The following is a 24,500-nucleotide window of genomic DNA, read 5'->3' as shown; positions in this document are numbered from 1 at the left end:
TTGGATCAGGCGAGTGAACAAGCCAGTGTCTTCAACGGACTAATACATAGCTGTGGCGTTTTAAGCAGGCGGAGCACACCAGATGTTGCGTTGAGCGATTTTTGGACCCATAGATTGGCGGAGGCCATTTCCGTCCCCACGAGAGGGTATGTCGAACGCTGGCCCGTCTGATTACCGAAGGTTCGTCTATGACTTCCGACACCGCCATGGGTCCGCTCGATCAGCCCGTTACCGTCCATATCTGGCGCGAGAAGTACCGCCACGGGAGCGAAGCGACGCCGTCCGACACGTTCGCGCGCGTCGTCGGCGGCGTCTATGCGAACGACGATGCCGCACAGGCGGCGAAGGCGCTTGCAGCACTGGAAGCCCGTGACTGGGTACCGGGCGGCCGTATCTTCGCCGGTGCCGGCACGACCAAGCGGGTCACGTGGATCAACTGCTTCGTCAGCCCGACGATCCAGGATTCGATGGACAGCGAACCCGGCCTGCCCGGCGTGGGGATCATGCCAGCGCTCAACGTCGCGGCGTTCACGCAGCAGCAGGGCGGCGGCATCGGCATGGATTTCGGCACGTTGCGCCCCGACGGCGCGGTCGTCGGCCGCACCGGATCGATCTCGTCGGGCGTGATCCCGTTCATGGCGATGTGGGACGGGATGTGCGTCACGATCCGGTCGAGTGGATCGCGGCGCGGCGCGATGATGGGCGTGCTGCCGGTCTGGCATCCCGATGTGCTGGCGTTCGTTTCGGCCAAGACGCGCAAGGATTTTCTGAAGAACTTCAACGTGTCCGTGACGGTAACGGACGATTTCATGGCGGCACTGGAGGCGGGCGCGGACTGGGACCTGGGCTTCCACGTGCCGCGTGCGGACGGCGAGCATGTTGCGGTCGGCGAGAAGGACGGCCGTCCCTGGTACGTCTATCGCCGGCTGCCCGCCGCCGAGCTGTTCGACCTGATCACGCGCACGACCTATGACTATGCCGAGCCCGGCGTAATCTTCATCGATCGTGTCAACCGGCTGAACAACCTGAACTATTGCGAGACGATCGCCGCGACCAACCCGTGCGGCGAGCAGCCTCTGCCGCCCAATGGCGACTGTGACCTTGGCCATGTGAACCTCGCCAACATGGTGCTGAACCCGTTCACGCCCGACGCGGCGGTCGACTGGGACAGGCTGCGTAGCGCGGTCCAGGTCGGCGTCCGGTTCCTCGACAACGTCCTCGACACGTCGCCCTTCCCGACTCCCGAACAACGCGCCGAGGCACTTGCCAAGCGCCGCATCGGCCTCGGCTATACCGGCCTCGGCAATCTGCTGCAGCAGATGCGCGTGCGCTATGGCCGTACGGCGGCTGCGCTGGTCGAGGATATCGGCAAGGCGATCGCGATCGAAGCCTACCGCACGTCGGTGGCGCTCGCGCGCGAACGTGGCACCTTCCCGGCCTACGACACCGAAGCGTTCGCCCGCGCGCCGTTCCTGACCAAGCTGCCGGCCGACCTCGTCGCCGACATCCGCACCTACGGTATCCGCAACGGCGTGCTGCTGACGCTGGCGCCGACCGGCACGACGTCGATCTTCTACGGCAACGTCAGCTCGGGCGTCGAACCGACCTTCAGCTGGCATTACGATCGCGCCGTCGTGATCGAACAGACCGCGACCGACCAGATGCTCGAACGCTTCGAGGTGCAGGATTACGGCTGGTATCTCTACAGCCGGATGCCGGGCTTCGACCCTGCCGCCGCGCTGCCCGACTATATGGTCACCGCGCTCGAATTGTCGGTCGACGATCACATCGCCGTCGCCGCCGCGGCACAGGCGTGGGTCGATGCGGCGATCTCGAAGACCATCAACTGCCCTGCCGACATGCCGTACGAGGCGTTCCGCGAGGTCTATCTGACCGCGTATCGCGAAGGCATGAAAGGCTGCACGACCTATCGCCCGAGCGGCATTCGCGGGTCCGTATTGTCGGTGAAGAGCGACTCGACCGAAGCCGAACCGGTCGTCGCGCCGCCGTCGGCCTCGACGTCCGACGTACTGACCCGCCCGCAGGTGCTGAGCGGCAAGACGGTGAAGATCAAGTGGCCGATCGATGGCGAGAATTACTACCTGACCATCAACGACTATGTGCATCCCGACGGTCGCCGCGTGCCCTTCGAAATCTTCATCTCGACCAGCTCGGTCGAGAATTTCGAGACGATGGCGGCGCTTACCCGGACGTTGTCGGCCGCGTGCCGGCGCGGCGATGCGACCTTCCTGTTCGAGGAGCTGGAACGCGTCCATTCCCCCAAGGGTGGCGCGCTCGTACGTCTCGATCACGAAACCAAGGGTAGCTACGCCCCCAGCCTGATCGCCCTGATCGGCCGCATCCTGCGCCAGCATTCGGAGCCCGAACCAGCGCTCGCGTTGGAGGCGACTGGCGAACAATGCCCAAGCTGCAAGCGCCACACCGCGCACATGCTCGAGGGATGCCTGACCTGCTATCAGTGCGGGTACAGCAAATGCGGGTGAGCACGCTTTGCCCACGCGTAAATGACTATCGAAGCCGCTGACGATCGCCGAGGGTGTTCCCACACCCTCGGCAACTACCGTTAACGGAGAAGCATCATGCTCCGAGAGGACGAGGCGGAACCTGCCAGCTCCATCGCGCTCGGCGTTGACCGCTACTCTCGGCGCTGTCCGTCGAACATCGTCATCGTCCGGCCGCCTACCCAGACCTGTCCGTTCTCGTCCTGCGAGACGCTCACCCGTCCATCGCGGCCGATGCACGACCCTTGCGCGGCGACGTAGCGATCGTGCGCACGACAACTGGCGAACAGCCATTGCCCGACCGACGCGTTCAGGCTGCCGCAGACCGGGTCCTCGATCAGCGCGCCGTGCGCGTCGCTGAAGATCGCGCGGATCTCGAACGCGACATCGCTGCCGGCCGGGTGCGGGCCGACGATACCGATGTCGATACGACGGGTGTGATGGCGCGCATGATCGACCGCCAGCACCTCCGCAGCCGAAGCAAGCATGACCGCGATCCAGCCCGGTCCGTTGTCGACCCATTGCGCGTCGACGATCGCGGCCCGGTCGATCCGCAACAGGTCGGCCACTTCCGCGATCTCCGTCTCGGTCGGTGCGCCGCTGCGGATCAGCGGTGGCGCGGCGAACGCGAGCCGATCGCCGTCGCGACGGACATCGACCAGACCGACGCCGCATTCCTGCACGACCATGCCGTCGCGTTTCGGAACGCCCCCTGCCTCCAGCCACGCATGGCACGTACCGAGCGTCGGATGTCCCGCGAACGGTAGTTCGCGTGCGAGCGTGAAGATACGGACGCGGTAGTCGGCGAGCGGGTCGGTCGGTAGCAGCAGGAAGGTGGTTTCCGAAAGATTGAGCCAGCGCGTGATCCGCTGCATCTCGTCCGCGGAAAGCCCTTCGGCATCGGCGATGACGGCGAGCGGATTGCCGGTGAACGGATCGGTGCCGAACACATCGACGAGCTTGAAAAATCTGGTCATGAGCGGTTCTCCGATACGTGGTGGTCTTGCCAAGCCTGCGACAGCAGCGGCGCATCGACCGCACGGACCGCGCCGTCGACCGCCTCGCGCCAGCAGGCCGTGGCTTCGACTGCCCTAGTCACTTCGCGGAGACTGCCGCCGGCACCGCCGCATGCTGCCGTCGCCGCACGACCGATACGATTCAGTGCACGACGCGCCGACGCCGGCGTGGTCGCTGACACATCGGCACGCGCCACCGCGACGGCGTAACGGGCGGGACCGATTTTCACCTCCTGCACCATGCCCGGCGTGGATAGCGCGGCAAGGATCGATGCAACGGGAACGATAGTCTTCATGATAGCCTCCTGTGCGATGACCGATGCCGAATTGCGGCTGGCCATGACAGGGACGGATGCGTACGATCGGGCCGAACTGTATTGGTCGAGAGAACGGTACGATGGCAACGAACATGCAGGACACACGGACCGGACAGGTCATGCACGTCATCCGCGACCGGATCGAACGGCGGACGTTGACGCCCGGCGCGCGCCTGCCCTCCGTGCGTGCGATGGCCGAGACGATCGGGTTCTCCAAATCCACCGTGGTCGAGGCGTATGACCGGCTGGCCGCAGATGGCACGATCCGGTCGCGGCCGGGTTCGGGCTTCTATGTCGCCTCGCCGCTTGCCCCGCTCGCGCTCGACCGGCTCGGTAGCGCGGTCGAGCGCGAGGTCGATCCGCTGTGGATGCTGCGCCAGTCGCTTGCAAACCAGTCGTCAAGCGAAGGTGGCAAGCGACTGATGCCTGGATGCGGCTGGCTACCCGACGACTGGCTCGCGGGCGATGCGATCCGCAAGGGGCTGCGCGCCGCCGGACGGGGTACGCGCGATGGCGTGCTGACCGGATATGCCTCACCGCAGGGATCGCTGCCGTTGCGCGCGCTGCTCGCCAGACGGCTCGCCGCACAGGGCATCGACGCCGCGCCCGACCAGATCCTGCTGACCGACAGCAGCACGCATTCGCTCGATCTCGTCTGCCGCTTCCTGCTCGAACCCGGCGACACCGTGCTGGTCGACGATCCGTGCTATTTCAACTTTCTCGCCCTGCTGCGCGCGCACCGCGTCAAGGTGGTCGGCGTCCCGATGACGCCGACCGGGCCGGACGTTGCGGCGTTCGCAGCCGCGCTCGCGGAGCACCGCCCGCGCTTCTACCTGACCAATTCCGCTGTCCATAACCCGACCGGCGCCACGCTGGCGGCGGCGACCGCACACAAGCTGCTGAAGCTCGCAGAAGCGCATGACCTGGTCGTCGTCGAGGACGACATCTTCGCCGATTTCGAACACATCGTCGCGCCGCGGCTCGCTGCATTCGACGGGCTCGACCGCGTGATCCGGATCGGCAGCTTCTCCAAATCGCTCTCCGCCGCCGTCCGCTGCGGGCATATCGTCGCCCGCCCCGACTGGATCGAGGCGCTTGCCGACCTCCGCATCGCGACGTCGATGTCGGGCAACCCGCTCTCGGCGGACCTGCTGCACGGCGTTCTGACCGACGGCAGCTATCGCCGGCATGTCGAGACGGTCCGTGCCCGGCTCTCACGCGCGATGGCGCGAACGGCGAAGCGACTCCGCGCGGTCGGAATCGAACCGTGGATCGAGCCCGACGCCGGGATCTTTCTCTGGGCGCAACTCCCGGACGGGATGGACGCGGTCGCGCTAGCCCGTGCCGCGTTGGCGCAAAATATCGTGCTCGCGCCTGGCAACGTGTTCAGCACCAGTGGCGGTTGGAGCGATTATGTGAGGTTCAACGTGTCGATGTGCGACGACGAAGCGCTGTTCGCGTTTCTGGGCGAGGCCTGTCGACACGCCATCCGCCAACGATCTCGCTCACCCCTGACGGAACAGGTTGTCCGCCATGTGATCGACGAACACCCGGACCTTCGGCGCAACGTGGCGGCTCGACGGCCATAGCGCCTTGAACACGCCGCGCGTGCCGACATGGCGATCCAGCACCGTCGTCAGCGTGCCGGTCTCGACCGCCCGCGAGACCGCGAAGTCTGGCAGACAGGCGATCCCGAAACCGGCCTCCGCCATATCGACCAGCGGCTCGATCGTGCTGGCCGATGCACGGACCGCCAGCGGTGGGTCCACCGCCATGCCGTCGATCTCGATAGGCCAGCGCTCGAATTTACCCGTATTCGGATAGCGGTGCAGCAGGCAGGCATGCGCGGTCAGATCGGCGGGCAGTACCGGCGTTCCGCGACGCGCAAGATAAGCGGGCGACGCGACGATCGCGTGGCGAAAGCCGCCGATCCTGCGGCTCATCAGCCGGCTGTCGCCGCCCTCGCCGGTGCGGATGACCACGTCGAACCCTTCCTCGATCACGTCGACCAGTCGCTCGGTGAAGTCGATATCGAGACGGATGTCGGGATAGGCGGTCATGAAGCTGGAGATCGCGGGCATCAGCAACATGCCGACGATCGGCAGGCTGACGCGCAGCATCCCGCTGGGGCTGGTCGCACCCGCCCGAAGCCCTGCTTCGGCATCATCGAGATCGGACAGGATCTTGCGGCATCGATCGAGGTACGCCGCGCCCTCCTCGGTCAGCGCCATGCCCCGCGTGTTGCGGTGAAACAGGCGGATCGCGAGCCCCTCTTCCAGCCGCGCAATCGCCTTGCCGATCGCCGATGCGGACAGCCCGAGCTGTCGCCCGGCTTCGACGAAACTGCGTGTTTCGGCTGCTTGGACGAAAGCGCGCAGCGCTCCAAGCTTGTCCATCAGCGCAGGCTATTACGGAATGTTTGTCCGCTCTGTCGATCGTCCATGCCTGATTTTCCCCGATACCATCCGCGCTAGGCGGGACTGCGACGCCGCGCAATGCGACGTCGGGAGAATTGCATGCCCGAAGCCCTTACCTTCAGCACCACGGCCCGTGAGGCTAGGCCAGCCCCGTTCCCATTGTCCGGGCTGCTCGCGCTCGCGACCGCGGGGTTCATCACGATCCTCACCGAAGCCCTTCCCGCCGGGCTCCTCCGGGAGATCAGCCGGGATCTGCACATAACCCAGGCCATGACCGGTCAGCTCGTGACGATCTACGCGATCGGCTCGCTCATGGCGGCGATCCCGCTGACTGCTGCGACCCGGTCGATGCGGCGGCGACCGTTGCTGCTCGGCGCGATCACCGGCTTTGCGGTGGTCAACACGGTCACCGCGGTATCGAGCGATTATGCGGTCATCATGGGTGCGCGCTTCCTGGCGGGCGTCTCGGCTGGGCTGCTCTGGGCACTGCTCGCCGGCTACGCCACGCGCATGGTCGCCCCGCATCAGGCGGGCCGCGCGATCGCGGTCGCGATGGTGGGCACGCCGATCGCTCTGTCGCTTGGCGTGCCCGCGGGGACGTTCCTTGGCGGCACGGTCGGATGGCGGGTCAGCTTCGGCATCATGACCGCGCTCAGCGTGGCGCTAATCGGATGGACGCTGTGGAAAGTCCCCGACTTCGCTGGCGAGACCGGTGGCGACCGTCCCTCCTTGCGTCGCGTGTTGACGATGCCGGGTATCCGCCCGATCCTGTTCGTCACGCTAACCTTCGTACTCGCGCACAACATCCTCTACACCTACATCGCGTCCTATCTTCAAGGCGCAGGACTGGCCGGTCAGGTCGACCGGATCTTGCTTGCGTTCGGTATCGCCGCGTTCGGCGGCATCTGGGTGGTCGGCGTACGGATCGACCGCTGGCTGCGAGGGCTCAGCATCGCCAGCGTCATGATCTTCCTTGGCGGTGCAATCCTGCTCGGCGTCGGCACCACCGCACCGGCGATCTATGCTGGGGTGCTGGTCTGGGGCCTTGCATTCGGCGGCGCGGCCACGCTGTTCCAGACGGCGTCGACCCATGCTGCGGGCACGGCCGCCGACGTCGCACAGTCGATGATCGTCACCGCCTGGAACATCGCAATCGCTGGCGGCGGGCTCATCGGCGGGTATCTTCTCGAGACGCGCGGTGCCCGCGTATTGCCGTGGAGCCTGTGCATCCTCCTGGTACCGTGCCTGGTAATCGTGCTGACTGCCCGACGGCACGGCTTTCCGTCCGCCGCACCGATTTGAGCACGGCGTTAACTAGTTCAGCCGCAAGGTTCGGGACGCGGCGACGCTCCGGTTCTGCGAGCAGGCTGCTTCAACAGCAGGATCAAAGCATATGGCGTTCCGTATCCAGGGTCTCGACCCCAGCCAGTTCAGTCATCTGTTCGGGCTCTCCGACACCGCGTTGACGCGCCTTGGCGCCCAGCGCCACGTCGTCGACGGCAAGCCCGGCTTTCCCGATCGCATCGAAATGCGCGATCTCGATATCGGCGAGACGGCGATCCTCCTCAACTTCGAGCATCAGCCGGCAGATACTCCCTACCGGTCACGCCATGCGATCTACATCCGCGAAGGCGCCGAGCATGCGTCGGACCTGCTCGACACCATTCCCGACGTGCTTCGCATCCGGACGATCTCGCTGCGCGCGTTCGACGCATCGGGCGCCATGATCGACGCAGATCTTGCGGAGGGTACCGAGCTGGCAGCCCTGATCGCACGCTTTTTCGCGAACCGGGAAACGGCCTATCTGCACGCGCATTACGCAAAGCCAGGCTGCTACGCCGCGCGCATCGTCCGGTCGTGACGAGCAGCGGATTACCGGTGCTGCTACCGATGCTCGCGTGATCGTGACGATGCGTGTGCGACGATCGATCGCTGGTTTACGCGATCACACTTCGAGAAGTTCAGGACCGTGTTTGCAGAAAGAGTATCGTGCTCTCGATGCCCAGCTGGAGGGTTTCACCTGCTCTGCGAATCGGCGTCCGATCTCTCCGCTCTGAGCTAACCGTACTTCACCGAAGGCAGCCGGTGCCAGCGGGATTGCCGCACGATATCGATCGCAGCCATCCCGCCCCAGACTATTCAACCGTGCCGCATGCTCAGCTGACCGAACCCGTCCGCATCAACTCGCGCACGTCGGCTGCGATCTGATTGTTGGCGCCGAGCCGCTCGATCAACTGCCCCTGACGGCTCCCCCGCAAGCCTGCGGTGGTCAGCTGCCTGTCGCGGACGTAGGTGTAGACGCCGCTGACCGCGAATGCCGAGACATGCGCGATGTGCGCCTTTTGCGCGGCCTGCGTTGCCTTGAAGGTGTCGGACTCGAAGAACGGGCGGCGTGTCAGCGGGCTTTCGAATGCCAGTTCCATCACCGCAATCAACGCACGCTCGTCAGGTACGAGGTGATCGACGTTGGGCGCTGGGGGCGCGGGCTCGGCGTTGTCGTACCGGTCCGGCAGGTGCAGCCGCAACTTCAGCACCGCCTGGTCGGCAGCGAGCGTCTCGGCGAATTCGGTCATGTAGGTGCCGAACGTCTCGGCGTCGTTGCCCGCCGCGCCGAAGTGGACGTGGATGCGGTCGAAGCCGTCGTCGCCATTGGGAATCGGGTCGGCGATGCGGTCGATCAGCGTGCGCGATCCGTTGGGCAGCGCATAGGCGACGGTGGCGGCGAACATGTTCTGCTCGTCGGCGAACAGGATGTGGCTCGCCGCGTTGAAGACGTCCTGGTCGGCCTTCGAGGCGAAGCCGATCTCGACGCCGCCATCGAGTTCATAGTCCGCGAACGGCGCGATGCCGTCGATCGCCGGCCAGAGATGCGCGTCCTGCTCGCGGTTCAGATGGTTCTGGACGTACCAGGCGAGACCCGGGATGCGCGAGCAAAGCGGGCCGTGAACGTCGCGCCAATAGGTCGCGAACACGTCGTGCGGCACGCGGGGACGGCGCAGCACCGTCGTATAGCTGTTGATCGCGATGCTGTCGTCGCGCGTCGCATAGTCGGTGGTGGTCGAAACTTTGGGCATGGGGGTGATCCTGTCGGTGAGGGGGTTCAACGCGCGTCCGTCGGGAAATGCGGCAGGACATGCGTCGCGAGTTCGTCGGCGACGTCCGCGAACGGGCGCCGGGAGGGCTTGGGGTTGAGTGCGACATGCGCGACACCCTCGTCGCGCTGGCGTTTCCAGAGCTCGATCAGCGCGTTGCGGCCGCTCCTGATCCCGCCCGCGGCATACGCCAGGGGTGCATCGGGGTCGGCCAGCAGGTCGAACATCGCGCCATAGCCAAATGGCTTGTACGCCCTGCCGGCCGTCGCCACTCGCCAGCGCGTGAGCACATCGGGCAACCGCCGAGGGTCGCTCAGATGCCAGATCCAGCCGTCGGTGTTCTCGCCGAGCCACTCCAGCGTCTGCCCGGCCCGTCCGATCGCAAGGATCGGCAGTCGCGGTCCGACCGGCTTCGGTAACAGGTCGATCGAGCCGTCGAGCGTGCCGTAGTGGCGAGAAGCATGACGAGCGAACGACTGTTCGGTCGCCGCGCGAATGACGTCGATCGCATCGCGGTAACGATCGGGACGGTTGCCGAGATCGCTGTCGAACGCCGCGAACTCGGACGGGCGGTCGCCGGTCGAAAGGCCAAGCAGGAACCGCCCGCCCGCCAACTGGTCGACGCTCGCCGCCTGCTTGGCGACGATCAGCGGATCGCGCAGCGGCAGGACGATCCCCGCCGTACCGATCGCGATGCGCGTGGTCTGCGCCGCGAGCCAGCCGGCATAGACCATCGGATCGAGGATCTGCCCGACATCGCCGAAGCTCGGGTCATAGAACGGCACGTCACGCAGCCAGATCGCCGCGAAGTCGAGCGCATCGACTTTCCGCGCCAGCGCCGCATGATCCGCGAGTGTCGGCCATGGCGCGTTCGGATAGGCTTCGAGCGGGGCGATGAACCCCAGCGTCAGCCGGCCGGGCTGAAACACGCGCGCATAGGCGGCGTGTCCGGCCAGATCCGGTGCGAGAGCATCCGTCATTACGCGCTCCGGGCCTTCAGCCGGCTCACCACCGGCGTGACCAGCACGGCGAGGATCGCAATCGCGGCGGCGACATAGCCGACCGCGCCGAGGCCCATATGCTGGATCACCGACCCGCCGATGATCGCGCCAAGCCCGATCCCGGCATTGGCCATCGAGACGTTGAGCGTGCCGGCCAGTGCCTGTGCATGGCTCGCCGACTGCATCACGCGCACCTGACAGATCGGGTAGAGCGCGGTGTTGGCGATGCCCCAAATGGCGAGCGCGACCACGAGCCAGACGTGCGAGCCTGCGACCAGGGTCGTCGCGGCCATGCCGATTGCAAGCACCAGCGACGTGATCGCCGTCACCAGCAGCGGCCCGCGACCGACGAACTGCCCGCCCAGCCAGTTGCCGGCGAGACCGACGATGCCGAAGCCCATCAGCCACCAGCCGACCTGCCCCGCCGGGATGTGCGCGATCTGCTCGAGCGTGTCGGCGAGATAGGTGTAGGCGGTGAACATCGCGGTGAAGACGATGACCGACAGCACGACGTTGCCAAGGAAATACGGGTCCCTCAGGATCCGCGCCTGTTCGGCCAGCCTGACACGCGCAGGGCGTGCCAGCGTCGGCATCACGACGAGCAGCAGTACCGCCATCAGCAGCGACAGCCCCGACAGCCCCCAGAACGTCCCGCGCCAGCCGAAAGCAGTCGATGCGAGCGTGCCGAGCGGAATACCGAGCACCATCGCACCGGAAATGCCGAGATAGACGTTGGCAACGGCCTTGCCCGCCTTCTCCGGTCCCGCCAGTTCGCCCGCGGTCTCGCTCGCCGTGCCCCAGAACACCGGGAGTGCGAGTGCCGGCAGGAACCGCGCAAGGCCCAGTACCCAGATGTCCGGCGCGGCCGCCGCGAGCGCGTTGGCGGCGGCGAAGATCACGAGGATCACGACGAACAGCCGCTTGCGCTCGAAATGCGACAGCATCGCGGTCAGGAACGGTCCGGCGAGCATCACCGTGAACGCGAACAGCGTCACGAGCTGCCCCGCAACTGTGATCGAGATGTCGAGCTCGCGCGCGAGGCTTGGCAACAGCCCGACGATGATGAACTCGGTCGTGACGATCACGAACGCCGAGATCGCCAGCAACAGCACGGCGAGGCCGTGGCCGGCGGACTTGGTGCCGGGTGGTGTGGCGTGGATCGGTTGGCTGGGGGACGACATTGGCAAGGCTCCTGAATGGCGGCCTCTCTACGCGCGACGAAAACACGCGTCGTGCGGCATTAATTCGTGCATGGCGCGACAGTAATTCCACAATGGATAGTCAGCCATGATCCCGTCCGAACGCCTCAAGGGTATCGAAGCCTTTGTCTGCACCGCTGACGCCGGCAGTTTCACTGCGGCCGGCGTGCGCCTGAACCTGACCAACTCGGCGGTCAGCAAGAGCGTCGCGCGGCTCGAGGCGCGGCTCGGCAGCCGGCTGTTCGAACGTACCACGCGTCGCCTGACGCTGACCGACGTCGGCGCGGCGTTCTACGAGACGTGCGTCCGCGTGCTCGGGGACCTCGCCGATGCCGAAGCGGTACTGGCCGCGCATCGCTCGGAGATCGTCGGGCGGCTGAAGGTCAACGTGCCGATCGCGTTCGGCCGGATGCAGGCGATGCCGCTGCTGCTCGCCTTTGCCGAACGCCACCCGAACCTGCGCCCGAGCATCACCTTCACCGACCGCAAGATCGATATCGTCGAGGAGGGCGTCGACGTCGCGATCCGGATCGGCGCGTCGGAGCCCTGGCCGGACAATCTCGGTCACCGCTATCTCGGCAGCGAACGCGTCATCGTCTGCGCCGCCCCCGCCTATCTCGACCGCCGCGGAACGCCCGCCAGCGCCGCTGCGCTCGGCGAGTTCGACTGCATCCTTTACGGTCGCGGCGATGGCAGCACCATCAACTGGCGGTTTGCCCGCGAAGGCGGCCAAGTCGAAGAGCACCTGGTAGAGGCCCGCATCGTCCTGGGCAGCGCCGAGGCGCAGGTCGGCGCCGTGAAGGCAGGGTTCGGAATCGCCCAACTCGCGACATGGCTGATCAAGGACGAACTCGACCGCGGCGAACTCGTCGAGATTCTCCCGGAACTGGCGACCGTCGGCTTGCCGCTGCACCTTGTCTGGAGAAGGAGCCGCCAGCTTACCCCAAAGGTCGACGCGCTCCTCAAGACCCTGACCGAGGGTTTGCGGATCGAGTGACGGCCGAGGTTCGAGCGTTCACTCCCTCCGTGACACACGGAGGCTAAATGTAACAAGATATCATTGACGATGTTACATCATATCCCCCATAGGCGCTCGCGACGGGACGCACGGGTGGCGCCCCTGCTTAACTGCCGAAGGGGGATCATCATTTTACGCCAGTCCATGCGTACCGCCTCGAAGGCTGGTGCCTTTCCCATTGCCATCATGCTGACCTGCTCGCCGGCGCTCGCCCAGTCGGACGACGATACCCGCGTCGATCGCGAGCGTGAGGAAATTACGGTTACCGGCGTGCGCCAGCCGTATCGCGGCAACTTCGCGCTGCGTGAGATCCCGCAAGCGATCGCGACGATCGACGCCAAGGTGCTCGAACAGAACACCCTGTTACGGCTGACCGACGCGCTGGACCTGAATGCGTCGGTCGTGCGGCAGAACACGTTGGGCGGCCTGTGGGACAGTTTTGCCGTCCGCGGATTTGCCGGCGATGAGAACCTGCCCAGCGGCTATCTGGTCAACGGCTTCAATGCCGGGCGTGGCTTCAGCGGCCAGCGCGACGTGGCGGGGATCGAGCGCATCGAAGTCTTGAAGGGCCCGGCCGCCGCGGTGCTCGGACGCGGAGAACCGGGCGGCTCGATCAACCTGGTAACGAAACAGGCCGAACTGGGCCGCACTTTCGGCACCGCATCGCTGCAATATGGCAGCTTCGACACGGTTCGCGCCGAGGGTGATGCGAACGTGTCGCTCACCGACACGCTGTCTGCACGGCTTATCGGCTACGCCGAGAGCGGGGATAGTTTCCGTGATACCGTGCAGCAGAAGCGCTGGGGGTTCCTGCCGTCGATCGGCCTGAAGCTGGGCGACGCGACGCGCCTGACCTACGACTTCGAGTGGACACGGGTCGAGGTGCCATTCGATCGCGGGATCGTCGTTCTGAACAACAATTTCGACACGGTGCCACGCTCGCGGTTCCTGGGCGAGCCGAGCGACGGTGATACCGTGGCGCGCGCCACGGGCCACCAACTGCGCCTGCAACACGACTTCGACGACCGCTGGAGCCTGTCGGTCGGCGCCAGCCACCGCGACACGCTCCTGACGAGCTTGTCCTCCGACGCCGAAACGCTTCGCTCGCGCCAGAAGCTCTACGTCGACGGCCGGTCGCTGTCGCGCCAGCGTCGCTCGCGTCGCTACACCTCTGAGCACAGCGTATTGCGTGCCGAGCTTGCGGGTGAGTTCCGCACCGGCACGCTGCGTCACCGTATCCTGCTGGGTGGCGATTTCGATTATTTCGACACCGACCAGCTTTTCACCCGGTATCGCGGGCCGGTCGTCACGGCCACCACGACGGACCAGGCGGGCTATGTGCTGGACCTCCAGAACCCGGTCTATGGCCGATACCCTCCGCCCGTAACCGCGCCGATCACCAACCGTCTGGATATCCAGCGCACGATGGGCGCCTATCTGCAGGACCAGATCAGCCTGACGGACCGGCTGCAGGTCCGCGTTGGCGGGCGGTACGACGATTTTCTGCTGCGGGTGGACAATCGTCTAACCTCCGTGCTCGGTCGACGCAGCCGTAGCCGCCTCAGTCCACAGGCCGGCATCGTCTACGCGGTGAGCACACCCGTCTCGCTCTATGCCGCGTACGGCGAAGGCTACCGCGCCAATATCGGTGCAGACGCCAGCGGCAACGTGTTCGAACCCGAAACGAGCAGGTCGATCGAAGCGGGCGTGAAGCTGACGGCGCTGGGCGGCAAGCTGACCGGCACGCTGGCGGCGTATCAGCTTACGAAAACCAACGTTCTTGCGACCGATCCGCTCAACCCCGGTTTCTCCGTTGCGATCGGCAAGGCACGCAGCCGGGGCATCGAAGCGGATCTCAACGGCCGTCTTCCGGGGGGCGTCGACGTGCTTCTCAGCTATGCCTACACGCATGCCGAGGCACGATCGCGCGTGCTGGATACGAATTTCTCGTTCCAGATCGAGCCGGGCGACCCGCTCATCAACATCCCCAAGCATAACGTGAACATGCAGGCAGTGAAGCGTTTCAGCCTTCAAGGACGCGGCGCGCTACTCGGAGCAGGTCTGCAATATGTCGGGAAGCGCAACGGCGAGACGGCCACCGATTTCACGCTGCCGTCACACACGCTTTTCCGCGTTTTCGGCCAACTCGACATCATCGACGGGGTGCAGCTGTTCGGCTCCGTCACCAACCTGTTCGACGAACATTGGTATGCCAACAGCTACTCGCCCGTCTGGGTTCAGCCGGGCGCGCCGCGCACCGCGACGATCGGCGTGCGCACGAGCTTCTGAATCGAGATCACCATGCGCTTGCCATCCTTCCTGTCGATCATCTTCGCCGTCCTGGCCGCGCCTGTCGTGCAAGCGCAGCAGGCGTCGCAGAGTCCCGAACTTCCCGCGTCCGTCCTGCCGCCGGCATCTCGCTGGTCGGGGACGAGCGAGCGGCTGATCGTCACCAAGGACGATCCTTGGATTACGCCGGCCGAACGCACCGGCTTTGCGACGTCGCCAAGCTATGGCCAGACCCGCGCATGGCTGGAGCGGCTCGATGCCGCCTCGCCGGTTATTTCGATCGAGACGTTCGGACGTACGAGTCAGGGGCGCGATATGCTCATGGTGCGTGCAAGCAAGGGCGGTTCGCGCAAACCCGTTGTCCTCGTCCAGGCCGGTATTCATGCCGGCGAGATCGACGGGAAGGACGCAGGGCTGATGCTGCTGCGCGACATCGCCCTGCGCGGGAAGGAGTCGCTGCTGGACGAGGTCGATCTGGTGTTCGTACCGATCTACAATATCGACGGACACGAAGCGAAGAGCCGCTGGAACTTCCCGGCGCTGCGCGGGCCGCGCGAGAAAGGCCTCGCCGTCAACGCCCGCAACATCAACCTCAACCGCGATTATGCCAAGGCGGATGCGCCCGAAACGCGCGCGATGATCGCGCTGCTGCAACGGCTCGATCCGGTCCTCTATGTCGACTGTCATGTCAGCGATGGCTTCGACATGCAGTACGATATCACCTTTACCTATGCCGGCTGGGGCCGCTATGCCTATCACCGTGCTACCGCCGACTGGTTGATGGGGCGTTTCGGACCGACGGTTACCGCAGCGCTCGAACGCGACGGCCATATCCCGACGCTGTATCCCAGCCCCATCGACACGCGTCAGCCGGCCAGCGGTATCCGCCAGGCGCCCGAGGGGCCCCGATACTCGACCGGCTACGGCGATTTCATCGGCGTGCCGACCGTGTTGGTCGAAAACCACATGCTCAAACCCTATCGGCAGCGCGTACTCGGAACCTATGTCCTGCTGGAAGCGGCCCTGAAGCTGGCGGCAACGGACAAGGATCGCATCGTCGCGGCGAAGACCACCGACCGTGCCAGCCGCCCCGCCACCCTGCTGACGAGTTGGACGCGCGCAGCACAGCCGATCGGCTGGATCGACGCGTTCAAGGGCGTGGCGTTCGAACGATATCTTTCGCCGGCGACGGGCCGCATGGAACAGCGCTGGACAGGCAAGCCCATTACCTTCCGCATGCCGATCATCGGTCAGGAGCCGGTTAAGACGGTGACGCTGCCGATCGCCTGGTGGGTGCCGAAGGAGCAGGCAGAGGTGCTCGATCGCCTTCGTCTGCACGGCATTCGGTTCGACGCGATCGAGGCCCCACGCACCCTGACGCTTGACCGTACCCGCGTGGAGAACCCGGCCGTTCAACCCGCCCAGGACGGCCGTTTGCCATTGAAGGCAGCGTTCCAGCACGAAACGGCGACGGAAACGCTCCCGGCCGGCACGATCCGCGTACCGTCCGATCAACCGCTTGGCTTGCTGGCCGCCGCACTGCTCGAGCCGGAAGCGCCGGACTCGTTCCTCGCCTGGGGTTTCTTTCCGGAGATGCTCTCGTCCCCGCCCGGCGCCGAAGCGTTCGTGCTCGCGCCGCTGGCCGAGGCGCTGCTCGCCCGAGACGATCGGGTACGGGCCGCGTTCGATACGAAATTGAAGGCCGATCCGGCGTTTGCAACCTCGCCCGAGGCTCGCCTGGAATGGCTTACGGCCCGGCTGCCCAATCGTAGCGCATTTTACCGGACATACCCCATCCGCCGGGAACTTTAGGCAGTCGTCATCGGCGCGCGATCACACCGGACGACACCTCGGCCAGCCCTGCAGCCATGGTACCGGCTCAGCTATCCACATCGGCGTCACCCTCGCCGAACCGCCGCCACGCGGCATGGATGAGCACCGCCATGACCAGGTCCTGGAAGAAAAATTGGCTGACGCTCAGCATTCCGATGATCGGGCCCCAACCGAACATCATCGCCCCGGTGCCGCGAACGAGGAGGATCAACCCGACATAGCGGATGAGCCCCGTTCGATCCCACGCGACGGCGCGGAGGGTAATGACGAAGCGTGCGACCAGGCAGGCGATCACCGTCTCGGCGAACAGCAGGTAACTCGGCACCAATATGTTGGGTCCGTATGGCACCAGATAGACATCCGGATGCATATGCCGCGCCGACCATGCGATGATCGGGGCGAGCAGCGACGCCAGCATCGGCCTGAGAACGAAGAGGCTCGCCGCGGCCAGCGCGACCGCTGCCATGAACCGGAACGCGGTGCAGCGTAGAAACGACACGGCCATGACGGCAAGCGTACTCAGGATCACGTCATGGAGCGCCTCCTGGACAAACCCCGCGACCCCGCCGCCGAAGTCGGTCGTCGTCAGGCCGGCCATGAGCGCGGTGCGGAAAATGCCGTTCATCGTCGCGAACAGCATTCCGACGATCAGGCCACGTGCGAGACCGTGAAATCGACCCAGCCAAGGCAGTGCGGCCGCGGCCAACGCCACGAGCCCCAACGATTGCGCAATCGGATAAAGCATCCCCAGCCTGCCAAGCCCCTTCGGTTCGGGAAAAGGCACCCAGAGCACCTGCAGCATCACGACGTGAATGCTGAGCGAGACGACTACGATCACCGCGACCGCGCCGGCTAACGCCACGAGGTTCGGGCAGGCGGCGCGTGGGTTGATGGCGGTCATACCGGTCGTGCTAACAGATCGACGGCACATTGATCCAGATCAAAAGGTTAAAGAACCCGTTGATTAATCTACGTAGTTCTCCGGCTCGGACCCTTTTCGTGTCGCATCGTCCGTGCCCACGAGATCGCCGATGTTTGTTGCGAGACGACGTACCACGGCGCTCCCGACCAACCGATTTTCGCAATTGACCGGCATGCCGCCTCGGTCCTGCTATTTTTTCCGTCCCTCGTGGCACTGAATAGCCCCCGCGCGTTGTCGCGGTTCCTTATGGGAGTGGGGTATCATGCCGAAAACACTGACTATTATCGGCATGGGTGCCTGTGGCGTCGCCGCATTTGCCGAAGCCGTGACGCGCCTGCGCTACGATCCGGGCGATGGCTGGACGATCCATTTGGTCGAGCGCGACGACCAGCTCGCGCGCGGGCTGGCGTTCGGTACCGAGCAGCCTGGGCATCTCCTGAATACCGAATCCCGGCTGATGGGACTGTATGACCGCGAGCCGGGTCATTTCCGGACCTGGCTCGAGGCTCGGCGCGCGGCAATGGGCACGCCGCTCGATCCCGATGGCGTGGAATACCCGCAACGGCGCGAGTATCGTGAGTACATGCATGACGTCTTCGAGCGCGCCTTGGAGGACGCACGCGTCGCCGGCATCCCCGTCGAAATCCACCGCGCGGAGGCGATCACGATCGACGGTGACCATTCCTCGGCGACGATAGAATTCTCGGACGGGTCCTCGATCGCGACCGACGTCGTCCTGCTGACGATCGGCACGCCCGATCCGGACCGGTTCGGCAACCTCGACGGCGTGCCGGGCTATTTCGACTCCCCCTATCCTTCGCATCGCATGACCGAGGGTATCGGCCAGCATCAGCCGGTCGTCATCCTCGGCAGCGGGCTCAGCGCGATCGATGCGGTGATGACGTTGCTCGACACCGATCATCGCGGTCACATCCACCTCGTTTCCAAGGAGGGGCTGTTGCCGCGCGTGGAGATCCCGGCCCCGGAGACCGGCTACGAGCGCCGTCACCTCACGCTGGAAAACGTCCACCGCCTGATCCGCGAACGCGGCACCGCCTTTTCGGTCGTCGATCTTGTCCGTCTTTTCCGTATGGAAGCCGAAACCGCCCTGCCCCATCCGATCGATTGGCATGCGGAGGATCGCCGTGGTCGTGACGCAGAGGCTGCATTGTTGCACGACATAGCTGCGGCCGAGGCCGAAGACGAACCTTTCCAACGCATTCTCACAGCCGCTCGCCATGACTCGACCGCGATCTGGAATCTGTTGCGCCCCGTCGACCAGAAAAGGTTCGGCAAATGGCTGGCACCGCATTTCGCCGCCGCACGCTTCGTGACGCCGATGATCAACGCACGCCGTATCGCCGACGCCATGACGCGGGGTTTGCTCAGCGTACGCGGACTCGTCGACGAAACCGTCGCGGACGAGAACGGCGAAGGCTTCGTCGTCCGGTTCGAGAATGGCGAGACGCTTGCGGCTCCGATCGTCGTCAACGCGACCGGCCAGGCCACGACGCTGGAAGAGATGAAGGAGCCGCTGATCCGGGATTTGCTCGAAAAGGACTGGTTGCAACCGCATCCGGTAGGCGGCGCGATCGCGCACCGTGCCACCTGCCGTGTCATTTCCGCGACACGCGATGCACCGCGTCTTTATGCGCTCGGCCAGTTGTTGAATGGCGAACTGCGCGACACCAATGCCGTGTGGTTCAATGTCGAATGTGCGGGCGGCGCGATCGATGACATTCTGCGCCAACGATGAGCGCACTCGGTAATATCGCATCGGCGCTCCTGCCACTTTACGGCGTGATCCTGCTCGCCTGGGCTTTCGGCAGCCGGGTTCCATGGGCAGCAAAGCTGTTTTCGACGATCCTGGTCTTCGGCCTCATTCCGGTGCTGGTGATCGACAAGGTGCTTGCCGCGGAAACGCGGCAGCTGATGGTGATCCCGCCAATGATGTTCATGGTCGCGGCTCTGATGAGCATCCCGGCGCATCGGCTGTCAAAGCGACTTGGCGACGACTTCGACCCAAAGCTGCTCTCCGCCTCTTTCTCGTTCTTCAACGTGGCATTTTTCGGGGTTCCGGTCAGCCAGGCGCTGTTCGGGGACGTCGGCGTTTCGACGGTGATCTGCGCGTATATCGGCAGCGCGCTGTACGGCGACACGGTCGGCTATTTCCTGATCGCCCGTACCAAGGAAGGCACCCGCAAGGCAGCGACCAAGGCGCTGCGCGTACCCGTCGTCTACGTCATCATGTGTGCTATCGTCGCAAAATGGGCGGGCGTCACGATGCCCGAAGGGGCGGCTCCGATCGTATCGATAGCCGGCACGCTGGTCTCGGTCCTCGGCATGGCGGTGATCGGTCTCAATCTCGCGGAAACCAGCGGCGAGGATTGGCGACCACAACTGATGGCGCGCATTCTCGCGATCCGGCAAGCAAGCGGACTGGTTCTGCTTGCCACCGCGCTCGCGGCGGAAGCGGCGTTCGTTGGCATATTGAGCCCTCGTGACCGCGTGATCGTCGGGCTTGTCGCGCTGTTCCCGATCGCCAGCAACGTGACCCTGTTCGCAACCCTTCTCGATACCAACCGCAAGGCAGCGGCAATCCTCGTCGCGCTGTCCAGCCTCGTATCGCTCGTGCTCGTTCTGCTCGTGGTCGGCATATTCCATTCTGCGATACCGGCACGCTAATCGCGCGGTATCGCATGGTCCCTCGCGGCCGTATCGACGCCATTGGCTCGCAGGGGGCGTTCGCCCTGCGCGCCAAATCGACTCAGCCCGCCGTCATCACCGCCAGCAGGTCGTCCACATTCGCCACGGCGAACGCCGAATATTCGTCGCCGATCGCGTAGGGCAACAGGATGCGACGGTCCTTGATCAAGGCGCCGCAGCTGTAAGTGACGTTCGGCACATAGCCCCCGCGTTGCTCCGCGCTGGGAAACAGCAAGGGCGACGCGGTCCGCGCCAGCACCTTGGAGGGATCGTCCTTGTCGAGAAGACAGGCACCGATGCAATATCCCCGGACCATGCCGACGCCGTGCGTGAAGACGAGCCAGCCCTCGTCTATCTCGATCGGCGATCCGCAATTACCGAGTTGCACGAACTCCCACGGATACTTCGGCGCCATGATCGGCGCTCCGGTTTCCCACGTATAGAGATCGTCGGAACGCAGCAGCCAGATGTTTTCACTGTCCTGCCGGCCAAGCATGACGAACTGATTGTCGATCCGTCGAGGGAACAGCGCCATTCCCTTGTACCCGGTCATCGCCCCGGCAAGCGGCCTCATCTCGACCCGGCGCAAATCGACGCCGCGCAGGATTTCCTGTCGCGCATCCTTGCCGTCGAACGCCGTGTACGTCCCGATGATGCTGCGGACACCGTCGTGATCGGTGAAATTGACGAGGCGCAGATCCTCGATGCCTTGGCGCTGGCTGGGCAGGACCGGGAAAATGACCGTCTCCGACGCATCCTGACTATCCTCGCATAGCAGGCGGACCCAACCGTCGTCCTGACGCTCGATGCGAGGCGGTACGCCGTGGGCGCTGGGGGGATCGAGGACCAGTCGGTCGCCGGGGCCCCATTCGCCGGTGCGGAACGTGATCGACGAAATATGTCCCTCGCCGATCCCCCGCAACGACATGACGAAGCGGACTGCGCCGGGCACCGACGCCTCTTCGTCTGCCAGCAAGACGATGCTGGGATTGAACAGCGCGGCGGACTCGAACGCGTATTCCTGGCTGAAATACGCGCCGATCAACAGCTTTTCATCGTCGTTGAAGTCGCCTTCGCCGATATCCTCTCGCACGTCTTCGAAGCGACGAAGCAATACCTGCTCGACGTTGCGATGGCGTTCGCGCATCGGAGTCAGCAACAAGTCGCGCATCCTTTCCCGCATCGTGTCGTCGAGTGCCCGAATGCGGTCCACCACGACCTGGCTGCGGGGTGGATGTCCCGCTTTGAAAGCCGAGGGATAGCCGAAGCTGAACGGCCGGATCACGGTGCGCGACGGATCGGGTTTCAACTCGACATCGAGCGTCGTGAAGACATCGGCAGCGTTCATCGGCATCGGCCTTTCTGTTGTTTTAGCGAGCGAGTGCTCGCGACAAACAAGGTAACGATGCCGGGCCTCTCGCGATCCCGCACTCGCGTTGGGCCGACGCCTGGCCGGCAGGGCGCGTATCCTGGATGCTCACAAAGCCCTTTCCGCTCTCGATCTGGAGATTGCGTCGGAGACGACGTTCCTGCCCGGCAACATAAGATGCTCTGGCAGTCGAAAGGGCGATTTCCAGCGGGCCGCAAGGAACGAACTCCATCGTCCCCGCGCTCGATAGCGAGAAGGAGACATGGAATGGACGACAATCGAGTTTGGGGCTTCGAGGAAAGCCTATGGACCTGCGATGCCGAACAGTACCGCGCGCTGATCGACGACGAGTGCGTCATGGTTTTGCCGGAGCACCCCTTCGTGCTGACCGGCACGCAGGCTATCGAGGCAGTGGCCAACACGCCGCGCTGGTCGAAGGTGCAGTTCAGCGAGCAGCAGATCATGCGCCCGCAAGAGGGCCTGATCGCGATCGCCTACAAAGCGGAAGCCAGTCGCGACGATTCGACCGGCTACACTGCGTATTGCACGACGACGATGCGGCGGTTGGAGCACGATGAGTGGCGCGTCGTCCAACATCAGCAAACGCCTGCGCTGATCGCAAGCGCGGCATAAACCCCGACAATCGCTGAATACACGCGGCGGTTTCGCGGTGCGGTCAATCCTTCCGCCCGCGAAAACAGCGCGGTGGTCGGGATACTCCCAGGGCAGGTAAAGACGACCACGCATACGGCACCGTTCGCGATTCCGCATTTTGTTCGAACCACCGAAAGATTTTGGTTTTTTTCACTTCACGAGTCCAAAGCCAGATTCATGAATGGTCTTATCTCTCGTCTGAGACAGCTTCGGCAATCCGATCAGGCGATCGCCGATGCCGTGCGCGAAACGCTTGTCGAATCGCTCTATGCCTCGCCGAGGTCGCTGATAATCGGTGCGCTGACGAGCAGCGCTATCACGGCGACCGTATCGATCGTCAGCCGCGATCGAGCCATGGTGATCTGCGCAATCGCCATCGCGATCGTCGCGTGCATCCGCATTGCCGACGCCGTGCGTCTCGAACTTCGCGTTCCCAAGCGAGCCACGCCGAACAAGGCACCGGGCCGCCGTCGGGAGATCGTGTATCGGGTCGGGGCTCTCTGCTATTCGGCGCTGCTCGGTACGTTCGGATTGCTCACGCTGCTGAATACGAGCGACGGCGTGCTGCAACTGCTCGCAGTGACGACGACGATAGGCTACGCCGCCGGGATCGCGGGGCGCAATGCAGGGCGCCCATGGATCGCGCTGGTACAGCTATGTTGTGCGTCCCTGCCGCTGGCGGTCGGATTGATCGTCTCGCTCGATGTGCTCAAGATCGTTCTCGCGGTCGTCATCGTCCTGTTCGTCGTTGCGATGATGGACATCACGCTGCAGACGTACAGCGTCATCCTGAAAGCGACCCTGGCGTCGCGGGAAAAGGCTGCGCTTGCCGAACATCACGCGGCAATCGCCCGTCGCGACGATCTGACCGGCGTGGCCAACCGGACGGCGTTTCGCGAGCGATTCGAAGCTCGCCTGCGCGCGCTGGACGGCGGTAGCCAATGGTTGGCGATCCACTGGATCGACCTTGATCGGTTCAAGGAAATCAACGACTCGTTCGGGCATCTTGCAGGCAATGCGCTCCTCGTCTGCATAGCCGGTCGACTGAATGAGGCGTTCGGAAGCGCGGGTATCGTCGCACGGTTGGGGGGCGACGAATTTGCCGTAGTCTGTGAGATCGAACACCGGGATGCCGCAAACTCGATCGGGCACAGGATCATAGAGTTGGTGGAGCGGCCCGTCGATCATGACGGGCGTCTGCTACACGTTGGCGCATCGCTGGGGATCGCAATCGCGCCCGCCGACGGCGCCGATGCCGATACCTTGCTCAAAAATGCGGATCTTGCCCTCTACCGGGCAAAGGATACCGGACGGGGGCGTATGTGCTTCTACGAACCGCTCATGGACGAGAAGGTCCAGCGCAGCAGGGATCTGGCGCTGGAGCTGACGGGAGCATTGGAACGGGGCGAGTTCCACGTGATGTTCCAGCCTATCTTCGATCTTGCCGGCGAGCGCATATTGTCGTGCGAGGCACTGCTGCGATGGACCAATCGTCGGCATGGTCCGATTTCGCCAGCCGAGTTCATTCCCATCGCGGAAGACAACGGTCTGATCGTCGCCATCGGCGGGTGGGTCATCCGCGAGGCGTGCAAAGCTGCGAGCGAATGGCCGGGTGACGTGCAGATCGCGGTCAATCTGTCGCCGATCCAGTTGCGGTCGGCCAATCTGCCAATGGTCATCATGGGGGCGTTGGCCGCGAGCGGGCTGCCCGCCGAACGCCTGGAGCTGGAAGTGACGGAGTCGGTCCTGCTCGACGACATCGATGCGTCGCTCGCCGCGCTCAATGCGATCAACCGCCTCAACGTCCGCACGACGCTGGACGATTTCGGGACGGGCTATTCCTCGCTCAGCTACCTGACGAAATTCCCGTTCCAGACGCTGAAGATCGACCGCTCTTTCATCACCGACCTGGACCAAAGTCCCGCATCGGTCGCAATCGTCCAGACCGTGATCGAGCTTGCCGCCAAACTGGGCATGCGGACAGTTGCCGAGGGCATAGAGACGCAGGCCCAACTCGATCAGTTGCGCCGCACCCGGTGCGATGCGGTGCAGGGGTTTCTGCTCGCGCGGCCGATCTCGGCAAGCATGGTAACCTCCATGCTTGCCGGGAGCCGGCTCGAGGCGAATGGGCGGTCCTGAGTAACG

19 protein-coding genes are annotated in these 24,500 nt (G+C 64.7%); 11 read left to right on the top strand and 8 right to left on the bottom strand.

Annotated features, from left to right (window positions below; genetic code table 11):
* Positions 1 to 188 precede the first annotated feature (188 nt).
* A complete protein-coding gene (locus C8J45_RS05240) occupies positions 189 to 2,504 on the top strand; it encodes an adenosylcobalamin-dependent ribonucleoside-diphosphate reductase (RefSeq protein WP_219907340.1) in 2,316 nt (771 codons plus the stop codon).
* Between the two features lie 152 nt (positions 2,505 to 2,656).
* Here the strand turns inward: C8J45_RS05240 and C8J45_RS05235 are convergent, their stop codons facing one another.
* Together C8J45_RS05235 and C8J45_RS05230 are read right to left on the bottom strand one after the other, a co-directional pair.
* On the bottom strand, positions 2,657 to 3,499 hold the full coding sequence (locus C8J45_RS05235) for a PhzF family phenazine biosynthesis protein (protein WP_107962109.1): 843 nt from the start codon (positions 3,497 to 3,499) through the stop codon (positions 2,657 to 2,659).
* The gene (locus C8J45_RS05230; protein ID WP_181321095.1) at positions 3,496 to 3,834 is read right to left on the bottom strand and encodes a UrcA family protein; all 339 of its coding nucleotides are present in this window, start codon (positions 3,832 to 3,834) and stop codon (positions 3,496 to 3,498) included. Before C8J45_RS05230 ends, C8J45_RS05235 begins: the two co-directional genes overlap by 4 nt.
* Before the next feature lie 113 nt (positions 3,835 to 3,947).
* Here C8J45_RS05230 and C8J45_RS05225 point away from each other — a divergent pair, with 113 nt between their 5' ends.
* Positions 3,948 to 5,444: a PLP-dependent aminotransferase family protein gene (locus C8J45_RS05225; RefSeq protein ID WP_258191294.1), complete on the top strand. Its 1,497-nt coding sequence runs from the start codon at positions 3,948 to 3,950 to the stop codon at positions 5,442 to 5,444.
* On the opposite strand, the gene C8J45_RS05220 is transcribed toward C8J45_RS05225, so the two are convergent.
* Positions 5,361 to 6,251 (bottom strand): LysR family transcriptional regulator, encoded by an 891-nt coding sequence (locus C8J45_RS05220; protein ID WP_107962106.1) that lies wholly within the window; start codon positions 6,249 to 6,251, stop codon positions 5,361 to 5,363. The genes C8J45_RS05225 and C8J45_RS05220 overlap by 84 nt on opposite strands.
* A 120-nt stretch (positions 6,252 to 6,371) precedes the next feature.
* On the opposite strand from C8J45_RS05220, the gene C8J45_RS05215 reads away from it, so the two are divergent.
* On the top strand, positions 6,372 to 7,574 hold the full coding sequence (locus tag C8J45_RS05215; protein ID WP_107962105.1) for an MFS transporter: 1,203 nt from the start codon (positions 6,372 to 6,374) through the stop codon (positions 7,572 to 7,574).
* Between the two features lie 91 nt (positions 7,575 to 7,665).
* Positions 7,666 to 8,133, top strand: coding sequence for a DUF1203 domain-containing protein (locus C8J45_RS05210; RefSeq protein ID WP_107962104.1), 468 nt, complete (start codon positions 7,666 to 7,668; stop codon positions 8,131 to 8,133).
* A gap of 295 nt (positions 8,134 to 8,428) precedes the next feature.
* On the opposite strand, the gene C8J45_RS05205 is transcribed toward C8J45_RS05210, so the two are convergent.
* The 3 genes from C8J45_RS05205 to C8J45_RS05195 are packed head-to-tail and all read right to left on the bottom strand — an operon-like array spanning position 8,429 to position 11,546.
* The gene (locus C8J45_RS05205) at positions 8,429 to 9,346 is read right to left on the bottom strand and encodes a hypothetical protein (RefSeq protein WP_107962103.1); all 918 of its coding nucleotides are present in this window, start codon (positions 9,344 to 9,346) and stop codon (positions 8,429 to 8,431) included.
* Between the two features lie 26 nt (positions 9,347 to 9,372).
* Positions 9,373 to 10,344, bottom strand: coding sequence for an LLM class oxidoreductase (locus C8J45_RS05200; RefSeq protein WP_107962102.1), 972 nt, complete (start codon positions 10,342 to 10,344; stop codon positions 9,373 to 9,375).
* A complete protein-coding gene (locus tag C8J45_RS05195; protein WP_107962101.1) occupies positions 10,344 to 11,546 on the bottom strand; it encodes an MFS transporter in 1,203 nt (400 codons plus the stop codon). Before C8J45_RS05195 ends, C8J45_RS05200 begins: the two co-directional genes overlap by 1 nt.
* A gap of 106 nt (positions 11,547 to 11,652) precedes the next feature.
* On the opposite strand from C8J45_RS05195, the gene C8J45_RS05190 reads away from it, so the two are divergent.
* The 3 genes from C8J45_RS05190 (at position 11,653) to C8J45_RS05180 (ending at position 16,683) form a co-directional block, all read left to right on the top strand.
* Complete coding sequence (locus C8J45_RS05190; RefSeq protein ID WP_107962100.1) at positions 11,653 to 12,561, top strand: LysR family transcriptional regulator; 909 nt, start codon at positions 11,653 to 11,655, stop codon at positions 12,559 to 12,561.
* A 165-nt stretch (positions 12,562 to 12,726) separates the two neighbouring features.
* Positions 12,727 to 14,871 (top strand): TonB-dependent siderophore receptor, encoded by a 2,145-nt coding sequence (locus C8J45_RS05185; protein ID WP_107962099.1) that lies wholly within the window; start codon positions 12,727 to 12,729, stop codon positions 14,869 to 14,871.
* A gap of 12 nt (positions 14,872 to 14,883) precedes the next feature.
* Complete coding sequence (locus C8J45_RS05180; RefSeq protein WP_107962098.1) at positions 14,884 to 16,683, top strand: M14 family metallopeptidase; 1,800 nt, start codon at positions 14,884 to 14,886, stop codon at positions 16,681 to 16,683.
* A gap of 67 nt (positions 16,684 to 16,750) precedes the next feature.
* On the opposite strand, the gene C8J45_RS05175 is transcribed toward C8J45_RS05180, so the two are convergent.
* The gene (locus C8J45_RS05175; protein ID WP_107962097.1) at positions 16,751 to 17,605 is read right to left on the bottom strand and encodes a hypothetical protein; all 855 of its coding nucleotides are present in this window, start codon (positions 17,603 to 17,605) and stop codon (positions 16,751 to 16,753) included.
* Positions 17,606 to 17,888: 283 nt separating this feature from the next.
* Between C8J45_RS05175 and C8J45_RS05170 the strand changes: the two genes are divergently transcribed.
* The gene (locus C8J45_RS05170; RefSeq protein ID WP_107962096.1) at positions 17,889 to 19,382 is read left to right on the top strand and encodes an FAD/NAD(P)-binding protein; all 1,494 of its coding nucleotides are present in this window, start codon (positions 17,889 to 17,891) and stop codon (positions 19,380 to 19,382) included.
* A complete protein-coding gene (locus C8J45_RS05165; protein ID WP_107962095.1) occupies positions 19,379 to 20,311 on the top strand; it encodes an AEC family transporter in 933 nt (310 codons plus the stop codon). Before C8J45_RS05170 ends, C8J45_RS05165 begins: the two co-directional genes overlap by 4 nt.
* Positions 20,312 to 20,393: 82 nt before the next feature.
* On the opposite strand, the gene C8J45_RS05160 is transcribed toward C8J45_RS05165, so the two are convergent.
* The gene (locus C8J45_RS05160; RefSeq protein ID WP_107962287.1) at positions 20,394 to 21,680 is read right to left on the bottom strand and encodes a glycoside hydrolase family 130 protein; all 1,287 of its coding nucleotides are present in this window, start codon (positions 21,678 to 21,680) and stop codon (positions 20,394 to 20,396) included.
* Positions 21,681 to 21,968: 288 nt separating this feature from the next.
* Between C8J45_RS05160 and C8J45_RS05155 the strand changes: the two genes are divergently transcribed.
* The gene (locus C8J45_RS05155; RefSeq protein WP_107962094.1) at positions 21,969 to 22,334 is read left to right on the top strand and encodes a DUF4440 domain-containing protein; all 366 of its coding nucleotides are present in this window, start codon (positions 21,969 to 21,971) and stop codon (positions 22,332 to 22,334) included.
* A gap of 72 nt (positions 22,335 to 22,406) precedes the next feature.
* Positions 22,407 to 24,494: a bifunctional diguanylate cyclase/phosphodiesterase gene (locus tag C8J45_RS05150; RefSeq protein WP_181321094.1), complete on the top strand. Its 2,088-nt coding sequence runs from the start codon at positions 22,407 to 22,409 to the stop codon at positions 24,492 to 24,494.
* The last annotated feature ends 6 nt before the right edge of the window (positions 24,495 to 24,500 follow it).

Source organism: Sphingomonas sp. PP-CE-3G-477, assembly GCF_003050745.1.
Lineage (GTDB): Bacteria > Pseudomonadota > Alphaproteobacteria > Sphingomonadales > Sphingomonadaceae > Sphingomonas.
The sequence above is the reverse complement of the archived record's forward strand: the minus strand, read 5'-3'. Positions and strand labels throughout refer to the sequence as shown.

What these genes read in the sequence shown, in the direction of transcription:
- C8J45_RS05240 (WP_219907340.1), top strand. Translation starts at nt 189, where the DNA reads ATGACTTCCGACACCGCCATGGGTCCGCTCGATCAGCCCGTTACCGTC.
- C8J45_RS05235 (WP_107962109.1), bottom strand. Translation starts at nt 3,499, where the DNA reads ATGACCAGATTTTTCAAGCTCGTCGATGTGTTCGGCACCGATCCGTTC.
- C8J45_RS05230 (WP_181321095.1), bottom strand. Translation starts at nt 3,834, where the DNA reads ATGAAGACTATCGTTCCCGTTGCATCGATCCTTGCCGCGCTATCCACG.
- C8J45_RS05225 (WP_258191294.1), top strand. Translation starts at nt 3,948, where the DNA reads ATGCAGGACACACGGACCGGACAGGTCATGCACGTCATCCGCGACCGG.
- C8J45_RS05220 (WP_107962106.1), bottom strand. Translation starts at nt 6,251, where the DNA reads ATGGACAAGCTTGGAGCGCTGCGCGCTTTCGTCCAAGCAGCCGAAACA.
- C8J45_RS05215 (WP_107962105.1), top strand. Translation starts at nt 6,372, where the DNA reads ATGCCCGAAGCCCTTACCTTCAGCACCACGGCCCGTGAGGCTAGGCCA.
- C8J45_RS05210 (WP_107962104.1), top strand. Translation starts at nt 7,666, where the DNA reads ATGGCGTTCCGTATCCAGGGTCTCGACCCCAGCCAGTTCAGTCATCTG.
- C8J45_RS05205 (WP_107962103.1), bottom strand. Translation starts at nt 9,346, where the DNA reads ATGCCCAAAGTTTCGACCACCACCGACTATGCGACGCGCGACGACAGC.
- C8J45_RS05200 (WP_107962102.1), bottom strand. Translation starts at nt 10,344, where the DNA reads ATGACGGATGCTCTCGCACCGGATCTGGCCGGACACGCCGCCTATGCG.
- C8J45_RS05195 (WP_107962101.1), bottom strand. Translation starts at nt 11,546, where the DNA reads ATGTCGTCCCCCAGCCAACCGATCCACGCCACACCACCCGGCACCAAG.
- C8J45_RS05190 (WP_107962100.1), top strand. Translation starts at nt 11,653, where the DNA reads ATGATCCCGTCCGAACGCCTCAAGGGTATCGAAGCCTTTGTCTGCACC.
- C8J45_RS05185 (WP_107962099.1), top strand. Translation starts at nt 12,727, where the DNA reads ATGCGTACCGCCTCGAAGGCTGGTGCCTTTCCCATTGCCATCATGCTG.
- C8J45_RS05180 (WP_107962098.1), top strand. Translation starts at nt 14,884, where the DNA reads ATGCGCTTGCCATCCTTCCTGTCGATCATCTTCGCCGTCCTGGCCGCG.
- C8J45_RS05175 (WP_107962097.1), bottom strand. Translation starts at nt 17,605, where the DNA reads ATGACCGCCATCAACCCACGCGCCGCCTGCCCGAACCTCGTGGCGTTA.
- C8J45_RS05170 (WP_107962096.1), top strand. Translation starts at nt 17,889, where the DNA reads ATGCCGAAAACACTGACTATTATCGGCATGGGTGCCTGTGGCGTCGCC.
- C8J45_RS05165 (WP_107962095.1), top strand. Translation starts at nt 19,379, where the DNA reads ATGAGCGCACTCGGTAATATCGCATCGGCGCTCCTGCCACTTTACGGC.
- C8J45_RS05160 (WP_107962287.1), bottom strand. Translation starts at nt 21,680, where the DNA reads ATGAACGCTGCCGATGTCTTCACGACGCTCGATGTCGAGTTGAAACCC.
- C8J45_RS05155 (WP_107962094.1), top strand. Translation starts at nt 21,969, where the DNA reads ATGGACGACAATCGAGTTTGGGGCTTCGAGGAAAGCCTATGGACCTGC.